Source organism: Actinotalea lenta, from assembly GCF_030586465.1.
GTDB classification, from domain to species: Bacteria; Actinomycetota; Actinomycetes; order Actinomycetales; family Cellulomonadaceae; genus Actinotalea; species Actinotalea lenta.
This window is the reverse complement of sequence record NZ_JAUQYP010000001.1, coordinates 318,671-337,450: the sequence shown is the minus strand read 5'-3', so window position 1 is coordinate 337,450 and position 18,780 is coordinate 318,671. Positions and strand designations below refer to the sequence as shown.

Genomic DNA, 18,780 nt, shown 5'->3' with positions numbered 1-18,780 from the left:
CAACGCTCCGGTGTCGCGGCTACAGCCCTACTTGGTCTCGTCGTCCTCGTCCTCGTCCTCGACCCATGCGGAGTACGGGTCGGTGTCGCTGTCGGTGTCATGGCGCTGCGCAGACGTGAGCTCCTGCTCAAGAGCCTTGTAGTTCGGCTCGTAGATCGAGTACTTCAACTCGCGAGCGACCTTCGTCTGCTTCGCCTTCTGACGGCCGCGCCCCATGGCGATCGACCCCCTCATCACATGGCAGCGGGGCGGCACCTCGCAGGTGCGGCCCCGGAGTGCTGGTTCCTGCCCTAACGCTACAGGGTCCGGAGCCATTCCTGCGACCGGCGTCCTCCCGGCGCCGGATCGGGCCTGGCCCCCCGGGCGTGGTTACTATGTCACGGCCAGGTAACGACACCACGGATTCGTGCCGGTCGGCGCGACGGGGAAGGGAGGTCCGCGTGGGTGCTCGGACACCACAGCGTGAGCCGCTCATGACGCCTGCGGAGGTAGCCGCGCTGTTCCGCGTCGACCCCAAGACTGTCTCCCGCTGGGCGACGTCGGGCAAGCTCACGGCGATCAAGACCCTCGGCGGTCACCGGCGGTTCCGCGAGTCGGAGGTGCTGGCCCTCATGGAGGTCCCGGAGCCCAAGCCGGACGAGGACCGCTGAGGCGCCGGTCCCGACGGTCGGCAGCCGGCACGAGCCGGGCGCCGGGGCTCAGATCTTGCGGACCACCGTCGTGACGATGGCTGCGGTCGCGGCAGCACCGACGCCCAGCACGACCCAGCCGGTCGTGGTCGGCTCGCGATCCTCGGGGCCCCGATCGGTCCGCTGAACGCGGCGCTGCACGTCTGCGAGTGCCACCTTGGCCTCCTCGAGCGCGCGCAGGACGTTCGCCTTGGGGTCCAGACGGTCCGCGAGCTCGTCCACGGTCGCCTGGAGCTCGGACCGGGTGCGCGTGATGTCGGCCTGGATGTCCTCAGCTGCGCTCATGGGAGAGTCCCTCCTTCACCGCTGCCACGTCGGCCTTGACGCTCTCGACCGCCTTCACGGACCCCGAGGCCCGGTCCAGCATGGACTTGCCGGCGATGCCAAGGGCGCCGGCGAGCAGGAGCAGCGCCACCGCGACGATCAGGGCCGCCAACCACGCCGGGACGGCGTTCGCCAGGCCGAGCACCGCGGACGCGATCAAGGTTCCGAGTGCGAAGAAGGCGAAGACTCCGGCGACCACGAACATGCCGACACCCGCGCCGGCGTGCTTGGCCTTGTCCGCCAGCTCCGCCTTCGCCAGCCTGATCTCGTCGCGAACCAGCTGGGAGGTCTTCTCCGACAGGAGGGAGACCAGCTCGCCGATGGACGGTCTGGTCTCGGAGCGGCCGATCACGTCACCACGTCCTTCCGCAGTTGGCCGTACGTGCTCCGGCGGCGACGGACCCGCCGCACCGTTGGCGATCATTGTTCCCTGCTCGGGCGTCTCGTGCATGCCCTTCGTCCTGGAGCCCGGGCGAGTCGCGCCGGATCGGCCGCTCGAACGGCCGGGAGGAGGGGGACGACGACGCCCCGGACCGCAGGGCGCGGACCGGGGCGTGGACGTGGCCACTGGCAGGGTCGAACTGCCGACCTTTCGATTTTCAGTCGAACGCTCTACCAACTGAGCTAAGTGGCCGAGCCGCGGTCCGGCTCGTGACCGGACCGACGAGCGACCCCGACGGGACTTGAACCCGCGACCTCCGCCGTGACAGGGCGGCGCGCTAACCAACTGCGCCACGGGGCCTTGTATGGAACAAGGTCCAGGTGGTTCGTACCCCCAACGGGATTCGAACCCGTGCTACCGCCGTGAAAGGGCGGGGTCCTAGGCCGCTAGACGATGGGGGCCCGTGGGCGCCCCGGACGCTGGCGCTCCCAGAACCTCGGGAATCATACGGTCTCCGCGGGCAAACTCCAAAGAGAGGGTCCACAGACCTTCGGCCGCCGGCGTGTCGGGGGGAGGATGGCGCTGTGGTGGACATGTCCCGCGAGGCGTTCGAGGACGCCGTCCGCGACGCCCTGGACCTGCTGCCCGACGACATCGCGGCCATGATGGACGACGTCGTCGTGCTGGTCGAGGACGACCCGCCACCCGACGAGCCCGACCTGCTGGGTCTGTACGAGGGGGTGGCTCTCACCGAGCGGGACTCGTGGTGGGCCGCGGGCTCCCTGCCGGACCGGATCACGGTGTTCCGCCACCCCACGCTCGCGGTCTGCGAGTCGGTGCGGGAGGTCGTGGAGGAGGTGGCGGTGACCGTGCTGCACGAGGTCGCGCACCACTTCGGCATCGACGACGAACGCCTCCACGAGCTCGGCTGGGGCTAGCCTGCGGGCGTGCGCATCGGGATCGTGCTCCTGCCGGAACATCGCTGGGTCGACGTCGAGCCGCGGTGGCGGGCCGCCGAGGAGTGGGGGTTCGACCACGCGTGGACCTACGACCACCTCGCGTGGCGCTCGCTGGCCGACGGACCCTGGCTGGCCACCGTGCCGCTCCTGACGGCCGCGGCGGTGGTGACCGAGCGGATCCGCCTGGGGACCTGGGTGGCCTCCCCAAACTTCCGGCACCCGGTGCCGTTCGCCAAGGACATCATGGGCCTGGACGACGTCAGCGCGGGGCGGCTGCTCCTGGGACTGGGTGCCGGTGGCTCCGGGTTCGACGCGGACGTGCTCGGCGCGGCCGTCTCGCCGGCTGAGCGTGCGGAGCGCTTCGAGGAGTTCTGCCACCTCATGGACCGCCTGCTCAGCCAGCCGGTGACCGACCACGAGGGCAGCTGGTACCAGGCGCACGGCGCCCGGATGCTGCCCGGCTGCGTCCAGCAGCCGCGCGTGCCGTTCGTCGTGGCGGCGAACGGTCCGCGGGCCATGGCGACCGCCGCCAGGTACGGGCAGGGCTGGGGCACGTACGGCCCGTCCCTGGCCGGGCTCGAGGAGACGGGGTCCGCCGCGGACCAGGAGCGGTGGTGGGCCGGGCTCGAGCGGCTCGTCGAGCGGTTCGACCGTGCGGTCGTGGCGGCCGGTCGCGCGCCGGGCGACGTGGACCGATACCTCAGCGTCGACGGGGCCCCGGTCTACTCGCTGAGCTCGGTGGGCGTCCTCACCGAGGCGGTCGAGCGGGCCGCAGGCCTCGGGTTCACGGACCTCGTGCTGCACTGGCCGCGGCCGGACGGTGTGTACGCCGGCGACGAGCGGGTGCTGCACGAGGCCGCAGGGCGGCTGGCCGAGCTGCGTGCAGTGCGGCCGGTCCCGCGGACCGTCGGCTGACGCGCCGTCAGGACTCGGCGGCGGCCGACCTGGCGCGCCAGGCGGTGGCGACCATGTCGGTCAGGTCGTGCGTCATCCGCCAGCCCAGGTCGCGCGCGGCGAGCTCGCCCGACGCGACGATCCTGGCCGGGTCGCCCGCCCTGCGCGGGGCGATCTCGGGCTCGAAGGCGATCCCCGTCCCCTCCGACATCGCGGCCATGATCTCGAGCACCGAGGACCCGGTGCCGCTGCCGAGGTTGTAGACCGGCTCGAGCGAACGCCCCCCGGCCAGCGCCCGAGCCGCCGAGACGTGGCTCGCGGCGAGGTCCGCGACGTGGATGTAGTCACGGACGCAGGAGCCGTCCGGCGTCGGGTAGTCGGTGCCGAAGACCTTGGGTCGCCGACCTGCCACGAGGGCGTCCAGGACCAGCGGGAAGAGGTTGTGCGGGCTGGTGTCGTACAGCTCGGGGCTGCCCGAGCCCACCACGTTGAAGTAGCGCAGACAGGTCTGCCGGAGCGGCACGGGGCTGTCGGCCGTGGCACGCGCCTGGTCGCGCAGGATCCACTCGCACACCAGCTTGGACTCGCCGTAGGGCGACTCCGGCGCGGTCGGGGTCTCCTCGGTCACCAGGTCCGTGCTCGGGGTGCCGTAGACGGCCGCGGACGAGGAGAACACGATGCTCGGCACGCCCGCCTCGGCCATGGCGCGCAGCAGGCTGAGGGTCCCCGAGACGTTCTCGGCGTACGTGTGCAGCGGGCGCTGCACGCTCACCCCGGCGTACTTGAAGCCCGCGAGGTGCACGACTCCCTCGCAGCCGTGCTCGCGCAGTGCCGCGGTGACCAGGCCCTCGTCCAGCACCGAGCCCCGCACGAAGGGCACGTCGCCCGGGACGAACTCCCGGTGGCCGCTGGACAGGTCGTCGAGGACCACGACGCCCATCCCGGCCTCGCGGAACGCCTGCACCACGTGGGACCCGATGTAGCCGGCACCGCCGGTGACCATCCATGTCATGGGCAGACCCTATCCACGTGCCCCGAGGGGATCGGGTGGCCGCCCTGCGTCGAGCCGGTGAAGCTCCGGCGGGGCACGGGGAGCCGACGTGCCGCCCCGGGCCTAGCCTGAACGGGTGATCCCTCTCGCTGCCGACACGACTCCCCCGTCGACCAGCGGCGTCGCCGTCGTGCTCGCCGTCGCGATCGCCTTGATCGTCGCCCTGGTGCTGGCGGAGGTGCTCGCCGCGGTCACCCGGGCCGCGGGTCGGCGCACCTGGCTCGCGGAGAACCTGGCCCGCCGCGCCCGCCGCCCGCTTCGCACGGTCCTGGTCATCGTGCTCGTCTGGATCGCGTTGCTGATCGTCACCCCCAGCGCCCCACAGCCGGACTGGATGACCTGGGTCCAGCACGGGCTGCAGATCGCGGCGATCCTGGCCGGGGCGTGGCTCGTCGGGGCGCTGATGTTCGTCGCCGAGGACGCCGCTCTGGCCAGGTACCGCACGGGCGGCGACGACCGGCACGTGCGGCGGGTGCGGACCCAGATCAGCGTCGCCCGACGGCTCACCGTCCTGGTCCTGGTGGTCGCGGCGGTGTCGGCCGCCCTCCTGACCTTCCGCGAGGCCCGCACCGTGGGCGCCGGGTTGCTCGCCTCCGCCGGGCTCGTCTCGGTGGTGGCCGGCCTTGCCGCGCAGACGTCGCTGTCCAACGTCTTCGCGGGCATCCAGCTGGCCTTCACCGATGCGATCCGCCTGGATGACGTGGTCGTGGTGGACGGCGTGTGGGGTCGGATCGAGGAGATCACCATGACCTACGTCGTGGTGCACGTCTGGGACGACCGCCGTCTCATCCTCCCGTCGACGTACTTCGCCACGACACCCTTCGAGAACTGGACCCGCCGCGCGGCGGACCTGCTGGGCACGGTCGAGCTGGACGTGGATTGGAACGTCCCCGTGGGCCGGATGCGCGCCGAGCTGATGCGGCTGCTCCAGGCCAGTGAGCTGTGGGACCACCGGGTGGGGGTCCTCCAGGTCACGGATGCCGTGGAGGGGCGCGTCCGGGTCCGCGCCCTGGCCTCGGCCACCGACGCGCCCACGTTGTGGGACCTGCGGTGCGCCGTGCGCGAGGGTCTGGTGGCCTGGCTGCAGCGCGAGCACCCGGAGGGGTTGCCGCGGACCCGGTGGGAGTCGGCGTCCGCGCCGCAGGAGCAGGTGGTCGCGACCGTCGAGCCGGCCTCCGAGCCGCTGCGCACGCGTCCCGCCGGCCAGGAGACGGTCCTGGTGGACGGTGGACGCGACTCGGGGCTGTTCACGGGCAGCCTGTCGGCCGTCGCGAGGTCCAAGGCCTTCAGCGGACCGGGGGACCGGGTGATCGCCGAACGGGAGCACCATGCGGAGGGCCTGCGGCCGCCGCACTCCGCCGAGGAGGGTCGTCCCGATCGCTGACACGCACCGTGTCCGCTGGGTGGACGATCCCGGGTACCCGGTTGTCCCATCCAGCGACCGGGGTGACGGTGGATCCGACCGGGCACGCCGAACGTGCCACCACGCTGCACCGTGCGTGCTGCACCCCGGACAAGGAGTCCCCACATGCTCACCCTGACCGAGAACGCTTCCCACGCGGTCCACGACCTCACCGAGCGGGCAGGCCTGCCGGCCGAGGGCGGGATGCGCATCGCCGAGTCGTCCCAGCAGGGCACCTTCGACCTGTCGCTCGTCACCGCCCCGGTCGAGGGCGACGAGCTGATCGAGGCCGAGGGCGCGCGTGTGTTCGTCGAGCCGACCACCGCGACGATGCTCTCCGACCAGCAGCTCGACGTGGCGCCCGCCGAGGGCGGCACCGGCTTCATGCTCGCCCCCCAGGGCTGAGCAGCTCAGTCGTCGCAGGCGCGCGCCGCTCCGGCGAACGCCTCTGCTGCGATCTCGACCCGGCCGTCGGCCGCGGCCTGCTCCGCCAGCGCCGAGCACACGTTCAGCGCGGTGGCCCGGGCCCGTAGCCGACGGCCGGCGTCGTCGCGCCCGTAGGCCTCCCAGAACACCGCGCGGTCGGCGGGACCGAACGAGGCCCACGCCACCATGAGGTCGACCGCCGGGTCGGACACCGCGGTGTCCCCCCAGTCGATCACGCCGGTCGGCGACGAGCCCTCCACCAGGACATGTCGCCCGTGCAGGTCCCCGTGCACGAGAACGCGGCCCCGGCCGGGTGCGAGGCGTAAGGCGGCCCGGCGCAGCGGCGCGGACCGGACGAGCAGGTCGTCGGCCCGGTCCCGGACGTCGGTGTCGTCCGCGCCGCGGGCGATCGAGGTGAGGCGCTGCTCGGCGCGCAGCGCCTGCCGGGCCGGGTCCGCGCGGCCGATCGGGTCCACGGGAAGCGCCCCAGCTCCCACCTGCGCGAGCCGGGCCGGGTCGTGCAGCTCACGCAGGAACCCGCCGAGGGCGGCGGCGACCTCCGCGCGGTCTGCCAGGCCCGAGGCGGCCAGCTCGGTCCCCGGCAGTCGTTCGGCGCCCCAGAACGGCCACGGGACCTCGGGCGTCGGTCGCCCGACGAACCGAGGGCGCGGGATCGGGAGCGGTAGCTCGCTGATGCGCGACAGCACGGCGAGCTCGCGCCGGGAGCCGTCGACCGCGATCTCGCGATGCACGAAGCGGAACAGCCAGCGTTCGCCGACCGCGAGGACGGCGTTGTCCCACCCCGCGTCGAACGCCCGGACGTCCTGATCGGCCAGCTCCGGGAACTGCGCTGCGATCACGTCCGCTGCGAGCTCGGGGGTGATCCGGCGCTGCGGGCTCCACTCCGGTGCCACGCGGCGAGGGTACGCCGGGGGCCGACGGGCGTCAGGCGCGTCGTCCCGCCCGGCTGACCGCTGCCACGCCGCGGGCGATCGCCATCGAGATCTGCGGGACGGGCAGTGGCGACGGGCGGCCCACGAGGTATCCCTGCACGGAGTGCGCGCCGAGACTCGTCCACGTGACCAGGTCCTCGCCGGTCTCGATGCCCTCCACGAGGAGCTCGGCGCCCGTCTGCTCTGCGAACTCGATCAGCGAGCCTGCGAGCGCGCGACGCAGCGGACTGGTGGCCACGCCCTGAGCGAGCGAGATGTCGAGCTTGATGACGCTCGGGGCGAGCTGGACGATGTGCCGCAAGCTCGCGATCCCGGCCCCGGCGTCGTCGACGGCGATGCGGGCACCGGCCTGACGCAGGGCGTCGATCCGGCCGGCGAGCACGTCGTAGTCCTCGATCCCCGCGTGCTCGGTGATCTCGAGCACGAGCGGGCGACCGGTACCGGTGAGGAGCTCGAGCAGCCGCGGGTCGGCGACCGTGCCGGGAGAGACGTTGACGGCGAGGTCGATGTCGTCCGGGAGCGAGGACGCCCCGGCCACGGCCGCCCGCACGGCTGCGAGCTCCAGCTCCGTCCCCAGACCGGCCTCGCGTGCGGCCGCGAACCAGCGGTCCGGTGGCCGGTACGGTGCGACGTCCACCCGGGTCAACGCCTCGACGCCGAGCAGCTCGCCGGTGCGCAGGGCGTAGATCGGCTGGTACACGATGTGGAACGCCGAGGTCTCCAGGACGGTGCGGACCTGCGGCACCAGGGAGGAGTCGACCGGGCGCGCTGCCGCGGGCGCCAGGGTCTCGCGCACGTCCCGCGCGAGCTGGCGCTCGGCAGCGCGGCGGCGCCCCTCGACCGTGAAGGTGACCAGGGTGCCGACGGCGAAGTACATCACGGCGCGGGTCAGCCAGGCCTGCGTCGACTGCGCCTCTCCGGAGACCGTGCTGAGGGGCATCAGCGGACCGGCGAGCGTCGCAGCGACCATCGATGTGACTGCGGTCCCGCGCAGGCCGAACCGCACCGCTGCGAACACGATCGGGACGTAGAAGGTGTGCGTGAAGGCGCGCTCGCTGCCTCCGGTGACCCACACGAGGCCCCAGCAGATGGCGAGCCCGGCGACCGTGGCGCCGGCGGCGAGCCAGGGGTGCACCGTGACCGTCCGGGCGAGGGCCCGGTCACGCAGCGCCTCGGGCGCAGCCGGCCTGGAGCGTCGCATCGGTACCCACTGGGATCGTCGTCGCGCCGAGCCGCGGGCCCCTTCCCGTGACACGCCCCCCGTGACGGCCGGACGGTGTCCGGTTGGTGCCCACTATGGCGCGCCGCGGGCCGGGTTGACCAGCAAGGACGCCGGAGAAACCCTTGATAGCCGCCGCGCGCCGCCGATCGGACTGGTGGGACGGGCGAGGAGGTGGCGCGATGACGGTGATCGCCCATCCCGCTGAGCCTGCGCCCCACGTGGGCGGACGTCCGCGGGGCCGGCGCGGCCACGGGCTGGGGGTGACCTCCGCCGTCGCGGCCGCGCTGGTGCTCGGCTCGTTCGGCGTCGCCGCGTGGACGTCAGCGGATGCGCGCAGCGCCGGGGCGACGTCGTCCTCCGTGAGCGAGGCGCTGGCCGCCGCCGCCACGGCCCAGGAGACCTACCATGACCGGCACGGCACGTTCACCAGGGACGTCGGCGCGCTGATCGGCGCGGGATGGGAGCCGGTCACCGACGTCGACGTCGTGCTGCTGTCCGCCGGCACCGAGACGTTCTGTCTGGCGGCCGGCCCCACCGGCCGGGCTCCGGCCGCGTGGTTGAGCCAGGACTGGCAACAGCTCACCCGGTCCTGCGGATGAGGTGCGCGGCGGGCCCCGTCGGAGCTCACTGCGGGGCCTTGACCGCGCGGCCCGCCTTCCAGACGTGTGTGACGTGGACCGGGTCGGCGAGCAGCGCGATGTCCGCGGTGGGGTCGCCGTCCACGGCGATGACGTCGGCGTCGTACCCCGCGGCGAGCAGGCCGGATCGCGGTGCCTGCGCGCCCAGCGTGGCGGGCGCGTTCGCGGTGGCGGCCTCGATCGCCTCGAGCGGCGTGTACCCGGCGGCGACCAGGTGCTCGAGCTCCTCGCCGTTGCGGCCCAGCGGCGCCAGGGTGGTCGGCCCCACGGTGGCGAAGTCGGTCCCTGCGGCGACGGCCACGCCCCCCTCGCGTGCGACCTGCATCGCCTCGGCGTGGCGTTCGACGATGGCGCGGATCTTGGCGGCGGCGAACGGTGGCACCTGGTCCACGGCACGGGTCATCCGGGCCACGATCGAGCGTGTCGCGACGAGGACTGCGCCGGCCTCCCGCATCGCAGTGGCCGCCTCGACGTCCAGATAGGTGCCGTGCTCGATGGTGCGGACACCGGCCTCCAGTGCCGCCATGATGCCGGGCTTGCCGTGGCAGTGCGCCGCGACCGCCCGCTCCGCGCGACCCGCCTCCTCGACGATCGCGCGCAGCTCCTCGCCGGAGAACTGCTGGTGGACGGGGTGGTCGACCTCGCTGAGCACACCGCCCGACGCGCACACCTTGATCACCCGGGCGTTCTTGCGCAGCTGGAGACGGACCGCGCGCAGGCAGTCCGGCACGCCGTCGCACAGCTGGGTGGCGCCCTCGTGCGCGCTGTAGTCCATGAGGGTGGCCAGCGAGCGGCCGTGGAAGTCGGCGTGGCCGCCCGTGGGGCTCAGGATCGATCCGGCGCCGTAGATCGTCGGGCCGTCGAGGGTCCCCTCGTCGATGGCGTGCGCGAGGTACACCCCGTGCCCGCCCAGCTCGCGCACACTGGTGAACCCGGCCTGGAGCACGTCGGCCGCGGATCGCACCGCGCGCGCCACGAACACCGAGTGGGCCTCCTGCAGGAGCTTGCCGAGGTCCAGGTCGAGGACGCCCATGAAGTGCACGTGGCTGTCCCACAGGCCCGGCATCACCGTGGCGACCCGGGTCGCCGGGGCGGTGGTCGCGGGGGCATCGGTCGTCGGGCCGGCGTAGGTGATCCGGCCGTCGTCGATCAGGACGGTGCCGTCGCCCACGGGGTCCCCGCGCCCGGGGACCAGCAGGTCGGCCTCGATCCTGATGGTGCCCACGTCGCCCCCCGTCGTCCCTCCGGACAGTCAAGCACACCGGCCTGCGCCCTCGCGGGAGCGTCAGCCGGCCGGCCGGGTGAGGAACTCGTGCACGGTACGCAGCTCGGTCGGCCCGAGCCCCGGGGTGGTGCTCGGCCGGAGCAGGCACGCCGGCAGGCCGGGATGGCGGGCTCGTAGCTCCTCGACGACCTCGGGGACCAGGTCGTCATCGGTGAACACATAGGGGCGGGGCTCCCGGTCGAGCCAGCGCGAGACGGCCTCGAGCTTCCACCACGGCGCGGCCGACCAGCCCGGCAGCGGCGCGCAGCGGATGTCGTCCGGGCGTGGCGCGACGGGCCAGTCGGGCAGGTCGAGCAGCGGGGCGAGGCTGTCCCGGGCGTCCGAGCCCCAGGTGGTGCACCAGACCACCTCCGCCTGGCCGGTGGTGTGCACGTCGCGCAGCGCGGCGAGCAGCTCGTCCGCGACGGTCACGGTGAACACCCCACCCTGCGCCCCGACCCGGAGCGACCGGTAGGACCACGTGGTCGCGCCGGACGGAGGCGGGGGGAAGGCGTTGAGCACCCCGTCGACGTCCAGGAACCACCAGGGGGGGCCGACCATCCGTCGACGGTAGCGCGGCCCCGATCGCGGAGGTCGCGTGAAACCCGCGGCAGGGTCCGCGCGGCGGTGGTAGACACGAAGGAGCCGGCCGGCGAGTCGTGCCGTGCCGGGTCCCTGTCGACCAGCGAGGAGCCCGAGATGCAGTTCGAGCGCACCGTGGACGTAGCCCTTCCCTTCGAGGACGCGGTGACCCGCACCCGGGAGGCACTGGCGTCCCAGGGGTTCGGCATCCTCACCGAGATCGACATGGAGGCGACGCTGCGCGCCAAGCGCCAGGTCGAGATCGGGCCCTACGTGATCCTCGGGGCGTGCAACCCGGCGCTCGCCGAGGGCGCCGTGACCGCGGACCCGCGCATCGGTGTGCTGCTGCCGTGCAGCGTGGTGGTGCGGGCGACCGGCCCGGACAGCTGCCAGGTGCACGTGTTCGACCCGGCCCTGATCTCGACGGTGACCGACGTCGACGGCCTGACCGACTACGCCGACGAGGCCGGCGCACGCATCGGCCGTGCCCTGGCCGAGCTCGCCGAGGCGTGAGCGAGGAGCCCGTCCGGCCAGGGCGGGCTACCGGCTGGGGCCGGCCGGTGGTGCTGGCGCTGGGCCCGGACCGGGCGCGGGAGCGGGCCCCGGACCGGGTGCGGGTGCTGGTGCTGGGCCCGGACCGGGCGCGGGTGCGGGCCCCGGACCGGGTGCGGGTGCGGGCCCACCGGCTCCCCCCGTGCCGGCGGTCCCCGCGGTGCCGGTCCCTGCGGTGCCGGTCGTCGGGGAGCCGGCGACGTCGAAGGTCGTGCCCGTCCACACCCAGTCCAAGTGGTCGCTGTAGACGCTCCCGGCGATCGTGTCCCACGTGTACAGCAGCGCCAGCTCGTCGCCGAGTCGCGTCCCGGCGACCAGGCCCGTGGTGTTGGTGTAGCGGGCCCAGGCGGTGTCGGCACTGCTCGCCGGCTGCGGTGGTGGGTCGGCGGGGTAGAAACCTGCCGACGCCAGCGCGGGCCCCACCGGCACGGCGCGCACCCCGGTCTGCGCGAGCGGGACGCACGACGACGAGGTGCACACCAGGACGTCCAGGTCGGCCGGGGCGGTCGGTGCCGCGGCGCGGGCCGTCAGCTCGAACGGGTCCGTGCTCCCGGACGGCCGCGCCAGCAGCAGCGGATCGGTCGCAGCGTTCTGCGTCGCGTACGCGGAGGCCACGGTGAGCACCCGCCCGAGGTACGGCAGCGGGTCCGGCACGGCGGCGGCCAGGCCCGCGACCGGCAGGCCCGTCGGGTTGCCCAGCATCGGCAGGACCGCGCCGACGTCGTGCAGGCCGGACAACGCCGCGCGCACCGCGGGTGCCAGGTCGCTGCGGAACGCCACCACCACCGGCAGGGACGGCTGGGCAGGACCGGGTGGACGGTCGTTGGCGACCGGCACCAGCGTGAGCGCGGGTGCTCCCCCGAGCAGGCCCTGGGGCCGTACGGTCCCGGCGACCCCGAGGATCCCGGCGAGGGTCTGCAGCTCCATGTCGGTCTGACCCAGGCTCTCCAGGAGGTTGAGGTACCCGCCGATCTGGGTGATGTTCAGCGGGGCCGGGACCCGGGAGGGCACGATGTCGCCCTGCAGCGCGATCCGGCGCAGGATGATGCGCTGCGCCTCCACCGCGTCGCCTGACGTGGCATTGGTCACCAGGTCCAGCAGGCTGCTCGCGAGCTGCTCGCCGACCTGGGTCTCGTCGAGGCCGCCGCCGGTCACCGGGACGCCGCCGGTGGTGTCGCCGGGGCCCGCGCCGGCGCCCCCGGCGTCCGGGGGCCCGCCGGTGCCGCCGGTGCCGCCACCGGTGCCGCCCGGCCCTCCGCCCGGTCCGGTGCCGGTGCCGCCACCGGTGCCCGCCGGCCCTCCGCCCGGTCCGGTGCCGGTGCCGCCACCGGTGCCGCCACCGGTGCCGCCACCGGTGCCGCCCGGTCCGGTCCCGGAGCCGCCGGGGGTGTCCGGCAACGGTCCGGACGGACCGCCCGTCGGTGCCGGAGCGGGCTCGGCGGCCGGCGTGGGCCCGGTCGGGGGCGCCGCGTTCGCGGGCGGGTTGGCCAGTGCGGCTCCCGTCGGCTCGGCGGCCCGGTCACCGGGCAGCTCGACGATGGGTGCGGCGGCGCCGGTCCTGGGGTTCGACGGCATCGCTCATCCCTCCCTGCTCGGCTGGGTCGGGCTCGGGCTCGGGTTGCCCGTCGGCGGTCCTGGCGGCCCACCGGACGGCGTGCCTCCGCTCGGGCTCGGTGTCCCTCCGCTCGGGCTCGGCGTGCCGCCGTTGCTGCCCGGGCTGCCCGTGGCGGTGACCTTGCCACCGCCGCTGGCGTCCGGCGGCTTGGCGGTGCCCTTCGAGGTGCTCGGGCTCGGGGCCGGTCCGCCGTCACCCTTGCCGGAGACTGCGGCGGCGGCGCTCGACCCGGCAGTGGGGTTGCCGCCGTAGATGCCGCCGAGGATGTTGCCGACGGTCGCCATCGCCTGCGCGTTGAGCTCCTTGGTGGTCTTCAGCGCGTCGGCGCGGGCCAGGTTGGCGGTGTTCTGGGCGTTCGTGACGAGCCCGGCCAGCTCCGAGGCGCCGGTGAGCGAGCTGGCGAAGTCCTTCTGGCCGGCCGCCGCCTGGCTCAGGGCGGACAGCAGCGACGTGTCCGGTGTCGGCGCGGTCAGCACGTTGTTGATCAACGATGGCAGGTTGGTCAGGTTCGACGGCGCGGTGAGGCCGCCCGCCTGGTTCTCCGCACCGGTCGGCAGCGTGACGGGCGAGATCGTCGGTGCCGTGTCCGCGGGGGAGTCCTGCCAGTTCCAGAACCGGCGCAGGTCGATCTTCTCCGCGGACGGGCAGGTGCCCAGCACGGCCTCGGCGAGCACGCCGCGGGTCGGCAGCGCGATCGTCGAGTGCGGCGGGCTGAACGTCGCCTTCTGGTAGGCGAGGAGGGCGTCGTGCAGCGCGATCGGGTCGACCGCCTGGCCGCCGACCATCCGCCCGGACAGCGACTGCGGGATGATGAACGGCAGGATCATCGAGTTCCCGAAGAACCCGAGCACGCGGTTCTGCACGCAGTTCAGCAGCGGCACCATCTGGGTGGCGTCCTCGACGCCGTCCGGTGGCACCCCGATGGTGTACGCCTCCAGCAGCACGGCGCGCTCGAGGTCGTCCATCGAGGCCCACACCGCGTGCGAGTACGTCAGCGTGTTGCGCGCGACGTGGCCGGCCATCTTCTCGATCTCGAGCACCTCGTCGTAGCGCAGCACGGGCGCGAGCTGGCGTGCCGGGACCGGGTAGGTCTGCTGCGGGAGCTCGACCCCGGACAGCGGCTGGTTGGCGTACTCCTCGTTGGCCGCGCCGGTGGGGCTGCCGTCCGCGAGCTCCTCGACCGCGGCGGAGAACCAGGTGAGGTGCGGTCCGCCGACCGCGCGCTCCAGGTCCGCAGGGGTGAGGACAACCGTCTGCCGTCGCGCCGACGCCGCGGACAGCTTGGACTCGAGCGCCTGGTCGATCCAGCTGGTGCCGCCGAACAGCCCCTCGAGCGACTTGAGCGTCGCGACCTCCTGGGTGAGCAGCGGGTAGGACAGGCTCGCGAAGGCGCGCGAGAGCTCGAAGCCGACGACGTTGGACCGGTTCATCGACGGCGGCAGGGCGACCGCGCCGCTGAGCGCCACGGCGCTGTTGCGGCGCTCGTTCATGAGCCAGTCGACGAGCTGGTCCTTGCTCTCGAAGGTCTCCGCCGGTGGAGGGGGCGCCGGGTTGGTCAGCTTGACCGGCCCGATGCGGGTGCCGCGGTCGGTGACCACCCGCAGCCACACGTCCTCGGTGTCCAGGAAGGAGCCGGTGACCGTGACCTGGATGATGTCCTGGGCGGCGGCTCCGGCGCTGCTCACCGCGGCGAGCGGGTCCGCTGCGAAGCCGGTGAGCATCTGCAGGCCGTGCTGGTAGCGGCGTGGCAGGGCCTGCCCGAGCACGTCCGCGTGCTTGAGGATCGCCTCGTAGCGCTGCAGGATCTTGGCCCGGCTGTCCACCTGCGACGGCGAGGTCAGGTGCACAGGCTGTCCCGGCGGCATGAAGCGCACCACCTGGAGCGGGACCAGGACTGCCAGGGTCAGGCCGTCGATGCCGGTCGTGACGTCGTAGAGCCGCTGCACCTCCCAGTACTGCATCGTCAGCGCGCGGGTGTGGTTGTGGTTGGTGATGACCCGCGTGGTCAGCTCCTGGGACTCGGTCGCCGTCGCGACCCGCATCCCGGTGCGCGCGGCCCGGCGACGTGCCGAGGCCTGGTTCTCCGCGGCGGAGTGCGTCTGCTGAGCGGCCTCCTGGGTGGTCTGCCGGTGCCCTTCGAGCGTCTGCGAGGACGAACCGCTCGCCGAGGAGCTACCACCGCCACCGCTCACGATGATGATGCTGGCGCCCCAGCTCTTGGAGCTGGAGTGCGTGTCGAAGTGGCTCGAGCCGTGGATAGCCTCCTCGAAGGCCGACTCGAACGTGGCGTGCGTCGAGGTGTCGGACAGGGCGCGCTGGTGCTGGGCCTCCTCCTGCGTGAAGAACTCCGACTCGGTCACCCGAGCGGTGTCGGTGCGCTCGAAGACGGCGACCTGCTGCTGCTCACCGGGGGCGAGCGGCAGGGAGTAGACCAGGTCGCCCAGCGCGAGCCCCTGGAGGGTCCACTGCTGGGACAGGTGAAGCACGTACCCGATGCCGAGGGTGCCCGCCATCGGACGGAGCTCGTCGGCCGTGTACGTGCCGTCCTCCGTGAGCCCCATCACCTGGTCGCGGAACCCGTCGACGCTGATCGGCTGCTCGACCGGCACGCGGTCGACGTACGTGACGCTCCCCGGGTCCGGGTCGGCGGGTGGCACCTGCGGGAGGGCGCCGGGTCGGGCAGGAGCCTCCGGCTGTGCCGGTGCCACGGCAGGCTGGTCCGCCCGGACGAGCTCGGTCGCGTAGAACGGCAGGAAGGTGAACCCCCCGGCGGTCGGCACGGGACGGGCCTGGCTGACGATCGAGGCGCGTGGTTCGACCAGCCGGAAGAAGACGCCGTAGCGGAACCGGTCCACCGAGGCGTTCGCGCCGTAGCTCAGCAGGCAGGAGTCCCCGTCGCCGATCGACACGACCGGAAGCGCGGGCGTGGTGGTCGGCTTCGGCGGCGGCTCGGACGTGGGCGCCGGGGCGACCAGCTGCTGGAGCGAGGCGAGGATGCTCACCGGCAGCGGGGTGACGAACTGGCCGAGCCGGATGGTCCCCGCGACGCCGTTGGCGGCGATCTCGGCGGCCGGGACATCGACGGTGACGCTGCCGCCCGAGCCGCCGTGCACCACGAGGTGGAGGCTCGCCGTCGTCGGCAGCCGCATGCCGGCGGGCAGCGGGAGCCGGAAGCCCCCGTCGCGCTCGTTGACGACGCTGACCACGGGCGCCTTGTGCTGCAGGGTCGCGGGGTCGAACTGGATCTGCACCGGTCCCACCGGGCTGCCGTCCGGCTGGACCAGCACCGCGATGAGGTTGGCGGGCGCGGTCGGCACCGCGAGGTCGGCGACCAGTGTGCCCAGGTCGGCGTGGACCTGGGCCATCCCGGTGAACAGGTTGGCCACGGCCTTCGCACGCGTGTCGAAGAACTGCGCCCGCAGCTCGGGACGGAGCCCCAACGGGTCCACCGTCAGCGGGATCCGGGCGCGTGCCCCGATCGCCGACCGGACACGATCCGGGACCGAGCCCGTGCCGGTCGTGGCGTCCGTCGTGCCGAACGCCGCGGTGTGCGTCGAGGCCGACGCGCGTTCCGGTGCGGCGGCCATCGGAGCCGGGACGGGCTGGCCGGGTGTTGTCGCCATGGGGGGACCTCCCTCGCCTCAGCAGTTGCCTCCGCCGGACCCGCCGTAGAAGAAGTAGACGCCCCACGGTGCGGCGGCGGCACCGAGCTGGAGCGTGTAGCAGGCGGGGGAGGGCTGCTCGGCGGTGAGCCCCGCCCACTGCGCCCCGCCTCCGGTCGGGTAGTAGTAGAGGTTGCGTTGGTAGGCGGCCTGCTGCCACCCCGCGGAAGCGAACTCCCCACTGCCCATCGCCGGCCAGCCGACGGCGGACGTGACGGTCTCGCCGCCGTAGGTGATCTCCGTGGCTTTGGAGGCCATCTGGCCGCCGGAGTACAGCGAGGTCGGGTAGTAGCCGAGCGCGTCCGAGGACGACGTCCCGCCCGCGTAGACCCACCAGTTCCCGCCGAACAGGTAGGCGGCGTGCTCCATCTCGAACTGCTGGCCGCCCTTGGTGCTGACGGGGCTCAGAGCACCGCCGATCGTCCAGGCGCTGTTGGTCTGCACGAACCCCGCGGAGTCGAGGTTGTACGCACCGGTGGACTGATAGTTGTCCGCGGTCCAGTAGAGGAACAGCACGGGGTTGGCATGACCGTACTTGGCCGGATACACCTGCCAGCCCACCTCGAGCGTCTGGTGGGCGTTGCCGGTGCCACCGGAGTACCAGTGCTGGGCCAGGGAGAAGACCTGGTCGGAGGTGATGGTCGGGGCGTACACCGCGAGCGAGCTGTGACCGCCGATGTTGTCCACGGTCTGGTGGGTGTAGGCGTAGCGATGGTTCTTGCCGGTGTCCGGGTCGGGCGCACTCGGTGGTACCGGTGAAGGCCCGGCGCTCTTGCGCATGAAGTCCGACAGCGTCGCGAACCGAGCCATGTCGGCCAGCCGGACCCGGCGGATCGGGATCGTCCCGGACGGGACGTACACCTCGTTGCCGTGCCGGTCCCGGCGGTGGAAGTTCACGGGCGCACGCGGCGCCTGCTGCGCGGGGACCTGCGGGGGTTCGCCCCGCAGCACGGGGCCCAGGTCGGGCGCGACGGCGATCGTTCCGTCGGTACCCCGCAGCGACGGCTGGGACTCGATCGGCACGCAGTCGACCTCAGCGCCGGCGGGGTCCTCGAAGCTGTGCTCGGCGTCGAGATCCCCGTACAGCTCGAGGAGGTGGGACTTCATCTCGTCGAACGACTGCTTGCTCACCACGCGCGCGCGCGGGTCGCGACGCGCTGCGGTGAACTGCTCCTTGTCGACGGTGTCACGAAAGGATCGGAGCGGAAGAATGCCCAGCGGTTCAGCCATGACCGGCCTCCATCGGTGACGCGGGCGGCACCGGTCCTGCGCCTTCCTGCGCAGGAGACGTCGCTGGCCCGGCATCCGGCCTAGCGCGTGTGAGGTGAGTGGACCGGCACGTGTACCGGTCGGAAGACTGCGCAAACCACGTAGGTCACACGGTCCGCCGCTGCACGACCCCTGTCAAGGGGGTTCTGTCACATCGTCGTGGACGGGCCCGACTCCACCTCCGCCGGGTGGCGGGTCTGGCTACTCCCGGCCCTCCTCGAGCGGGATGAGCATCGACCGGAAGGGGCCGTCGGAGCGGTGCAGCTCCCAGATGCGCTCGGCCACGTCGTCGATGCCGTGCTCGAGCCGGAGCTTGGGGATCGCCCCGGGGATCACGAGCTGGACGACCCGGACGCCCTCGTCCGCGAGCGCGTCGTGCAGCATCTCCCCGTAGGCGCTCTCCGCGGGGAACGCGACCGAGGTGCCCGCGAAGCCCGGCCGCGCCTTGACCGAGGTGCCGCCGTTGATGAGCACGATCGACCCCTCGCCGGCCGTGCGCATGGCCGGGAGCACCGCGCGCGCGGCGTGGATGAGGCCGAGCGCGGAGAACCGGAGGGCCTCGAGCGCGAGGTCGGGCGTCAGGTCGAGCACCGGCTCGAGGTAGGCGCGCGAGGGCAGCGGGCTGTACTGGAGCACGGAGATCGGGCCCAGCTCGGCTGCGGCCCGCGCAAGCGCGTCCTCGAGGGTGGCGGGGTCGCGGACGTCGGCGGCGTAGCCCCTGGCCGTCACGCCGCCGGCACCGAGCTCCGCGGCGAGGGCGTCGAGCTTGGCCTGGTCGCGTGAGAGGAGCGCGACCGAGAAGCCCTCAGCGCCGAACCGGCGCGCGACGGCGGCCCCCAGACCGGGTCCGGCTCCGACGATCGCGATGGTGGGCATGTCCTTCTCCTTCGACGAGT

The 18,780-nt window shown here is 73.3% G+C and carries 19 protein-coding genes and 3 tRNA genes; 7 read left to right on the top strand and 15 right to left on the bottom strand.

Features of this window, described 5'->3' with window-relative positions; translation table 11 throughout:
• Positions 1–27: 27 nt before the first annotated feature.
• Positions 28–216 carry a DUF3073 domain-containing protein gene (locus Q6348_RS01570; protein ID WP_304599580.1) on the bottom strand — a complete coding sequence of 63 codons (189 nt, stop codon included), beginning with the start codon at positions 214–216 and terminating at the stop codon, positions 28–30.
• A gap of 257 nt (positions 217–473) precedes the next feature.
• Here Q6348_RS01570 and Q6348_RS01565 point away from each other — a divergent pair, with 257 nt between their 5' ends.
• Positions 474–650 carry a BldC family transcriptional regulator gene (locus Q6348_RS01565; RefSeq protein ID WP_304599579.1) on the top strand — a complete coding sequence of 59 codons (177 nt, stop codon included), beginning with the start codon at positions 474–476 and terminating at the stop codon, positions 648–650.
• A gap of 48 nt (positions 651–698) precedes the next feature.
• On the opposite strand, the gene Q6348_RS01560 is transcribed toward Q6348_RS01565, so the two are convergent.
• From Q6348_RS01560 to Q6348_RS01540, 5 genes are all read right to left on the bottom strand, one after another.
• On the bottom strand, positions 699–974 hold the full coding sequence (locus tag Q6348_RS01560) for a DUF3618 domain-containing protein (RefSeq protein WP_304599578.1): 276 nt from the start codon (positions 972–974) through the stop codon (positions 699–701).
• Positions 961–1,464, bottom strand: a complete 504-nt coding sequence (locus Q6348_RS01555; protein ID WP_304599577.1) for a phage holin family protein — start codon at positions 1,462–1,464, stop codon at positions 961–963. Before Q6348_RS01555 ends, Q6348_RS01560 begins: the two co-directional genes overlap by 14 nt.
• Before the next feature lie 110 nt (positions 1,465–1,574).
• Positions 1,575–1,647 (bottom strand) — tRNA-Phe (locus Q6348_RS01550).
• 34 nt (positions 1,648–1,681) lie between these two features.
• Positions 1,682–1,755, bottom strand: a tRNA-Asp gene (locus tag Q6348_RS01545).
• 28 nt (positions 1,756–1,783) lie between these two features.
• Positions 1,784–1,856: transfer RNA gene (locus tag Q6348_RS01540), tRNA-Glu, on the bottom strand.
• 132 nt (positions 1,857–1,988) lie between these two features.
• Here Q6348_RS01540 and Q6348_RS01535 point away from each other — a divergent pair.
• Together Q6348_RS01535 and Q6348_RS01530 are read left to right on the top strand one after the other, a co-directional pair.
• On the top strand, positions 1,989–2,333 hold the full coding sequence (locus tag Q6348_RS01535) for a metallopeptidase family protein (RefSeq protein ID WP_304601881.1): 345 nt from the start codon (positions 1,989–1,991) through the stop codon (positions 2,331–2,333).
• 9 nt (positions 2,334–2,342) lie between these two features.
• On the top strand, positions 2,343–3,269 hold the full coding sequence (locus Q6348_RS01530) for an LLM class flavin-dependent oxidoreductase (RefSeq protein ID WP_304599576.1): 927 nt from the start codon (positions 2,343–2,345) through the stop codon (positions 3,267–3,269).
• A 7-nt stretch (positions 3,270–3,276) separates the two neighbouring features.
• On the opposite strand, the gene galE is transcribed toward Q6348_RS01530, so the two are convergent.
• Positions 3,277–4,260 (bottom strand): UDP-glucose 4-epimerase GalE, encoded by a 984-nt coding sequence (galE, locus tag Q6348_RS01525; RefSeq protein WP_304599575.1) that lies wholly within the window; start codon positions 4,258–4,260, stop codon positions 3,277–3,279.
• A gap of 115 nt (positions 4,261–4,375) precedes the next feature.
• Between galE and Q6348_RS01520 the strand changes: the two genes are divergently transcribed.
• Positions 4,376–5,683 (top strand): mechanosensitive ion channel family protein, encoded by a 1,308-nt coding sequence (locus Q6348_RS01520; RefSeq protein ID WP_304599574.1) that lies wholly within the window; start codon positions 4,376–4,378, stop codon positions 5,681–5,683.
• A gap of 144 nt (positions 5,684–5,827) precedes the next feature.
• On the top strand, positions 5,828–6,106 hold the full coding sequence (locus Q6348_RS01515; RefSeq protein WP_304599573.1) for an adhesin: 279 nt from the start codon (positions 5,828–5,830) through the stop codon (positions 6,104–6,106).
• Between the two features lie 5 nt (positions 6,107–6,111).
• Here Q6348_RS01515 and Q6348_RS01510 read toward each other — a convergent pair whose 3' ends face one another.
• Both Q6348_RS01510 and Q6348_RS01505 read right to left on the bottom strand, forming a co-directional pair.
• Complete coding sequence (locus Q6348_RS01510; RefSeq protein WP_304599572.1) at positions 6,112–7,041, bottom strand: phosphotransferase; 930 nt, start codon at positions 7,039–7,041, stop codon at positions 6,112–6,114.
• A 31-nt stretch (positions 7,042–7,072) separates the two neighbouring features.
• Positions 7,073–8,281, bottom strand: coding sequence for an EAL domain-containing protein (locus Q6348_RS01505; RefSeq protein WP_304599571.1), 1,209 nt, complete (start codon positions 8,279–8,281; stop codon positions 7,073–7,075).
• A 200-nt stretch (positions 8,282–8,481) separates the two neighbouring features.
• Between Q6348_RS01505 and Q6348_RS01500 the strand changes: the two genes are divergently transcribed.
• The gene (locus tag Q6348_RS01500; RefSeq protein ID WP_304599570.1) at positions 8,482–8,901 is read left to right on the top strand and encodes a hypothetical protein; all 420 of its coding nucleotides are present in this window, start codon (positions 8,482–8,484) and stop codon (positions 8,899–8,901) included.
• Between the two features lie 25 nt (positions 8,902–8,926).
• On the opposite strand, the gene Q6348_RS01495 is transcribed toward Q6348_RS01500, so the two are convergent.
• Positions 8,927–10,165: a metal-dependent hydrolase family protein gene (locus Q6348_RS01495; protein WP_304599569.1), complete on the bottom strand. Its 1,239-nt coding sequence runs from the start codon at positions 10,163–10,165 to the stop codon at positions 8,927–8,929.
• A 60-nt stretch (positions 10,166–10,225) separates the two neighbouring features.
• Entirely contained in the window at positions 10,226–10,765 is a 540-nt protein-coding gene (locus tag Q6348_RS01490) for an HAD domain-containing protein (RefSeq protein WP_304599568.1), read from the bottom strand.
• Between the two features lie 138 nt (positions 10,766–10,903).
• Between Q6348_RS01490 and Q6348_RS01485 the strand changes: the two genes are divergently transcribed.
• Complete coding sequence (locus Q6348_RS01485; protein ID WP_304599567.1) at positions 10,904–11,299, top strand: DUF302 domain-containing protein; 396 nt, start codon at positions 10,904–10,906, stop codon at positions 11,297–11,299.
• 27 nt (positions 11,300–11,326) lie between these two features.
• On the opposite strand, the gene Q6348_RS01480 is transcribed toward Q6348_RS01485, so the two are convergent.
• The 4 genes from Q6348_RS01480 to Q6348_RS01465 form a co-directional block, all read right to left on the bottom strand.
• Positions 11,327–12,913: a hypothetical protein gene (locus Q6348_RS01480; protein WP_304599566.1), complete on the bottom strand. Its 1,587-nt coding sequence runs from the start codon at positions 12,911–12,913 to the stop codon at positions 11,327–11,329.
• A 3-nt stretch (positions 12,914–12,916) separates the two neighbouring features.
• Complete coding sequence (locus Q6348_RS01475; RefSeq protein ID WP_304599565.1) at positions 12,917–16,576, bottom strand: hypothetical protein; 3,660 nt, start codon at positions 16,574–16,576, stop codon at positions 12,917–12,919.
• A gap of 18 nt (positions 16,577–16,594) precedes the next feature.
• Positions 16,595–17,845 carry a neprosin family prolyl endopeptidase gene (locus tag Q6348_RS01470; protein WP_304599564.1) on the bottom strand — a complete coding sequence of 417 codons (1,251 nt, stop codon included), beginning with the start codon at positions 17,843–17,845 and terminating at the stop codon, positions 16,595–16,597.
• 240 nt (positions 17,846–18,085) lie between these two features.
• The gene (locus tag Q6348_RS01465; RefSeq protein WP_304599563.1) at positions 18,086–18,760 is read right to left on the bottom strand and encodes an SDR family NAD(P)-dependent oxidoreductase; all 675 of its coding nucleotides are present in this window, start codon (positions 18,758–18,760) and stop codon (positions 18,086–18,088) included.
• Between the last annotated feature and the right edge of the window lie 20 nt (positions 18,761–18,780).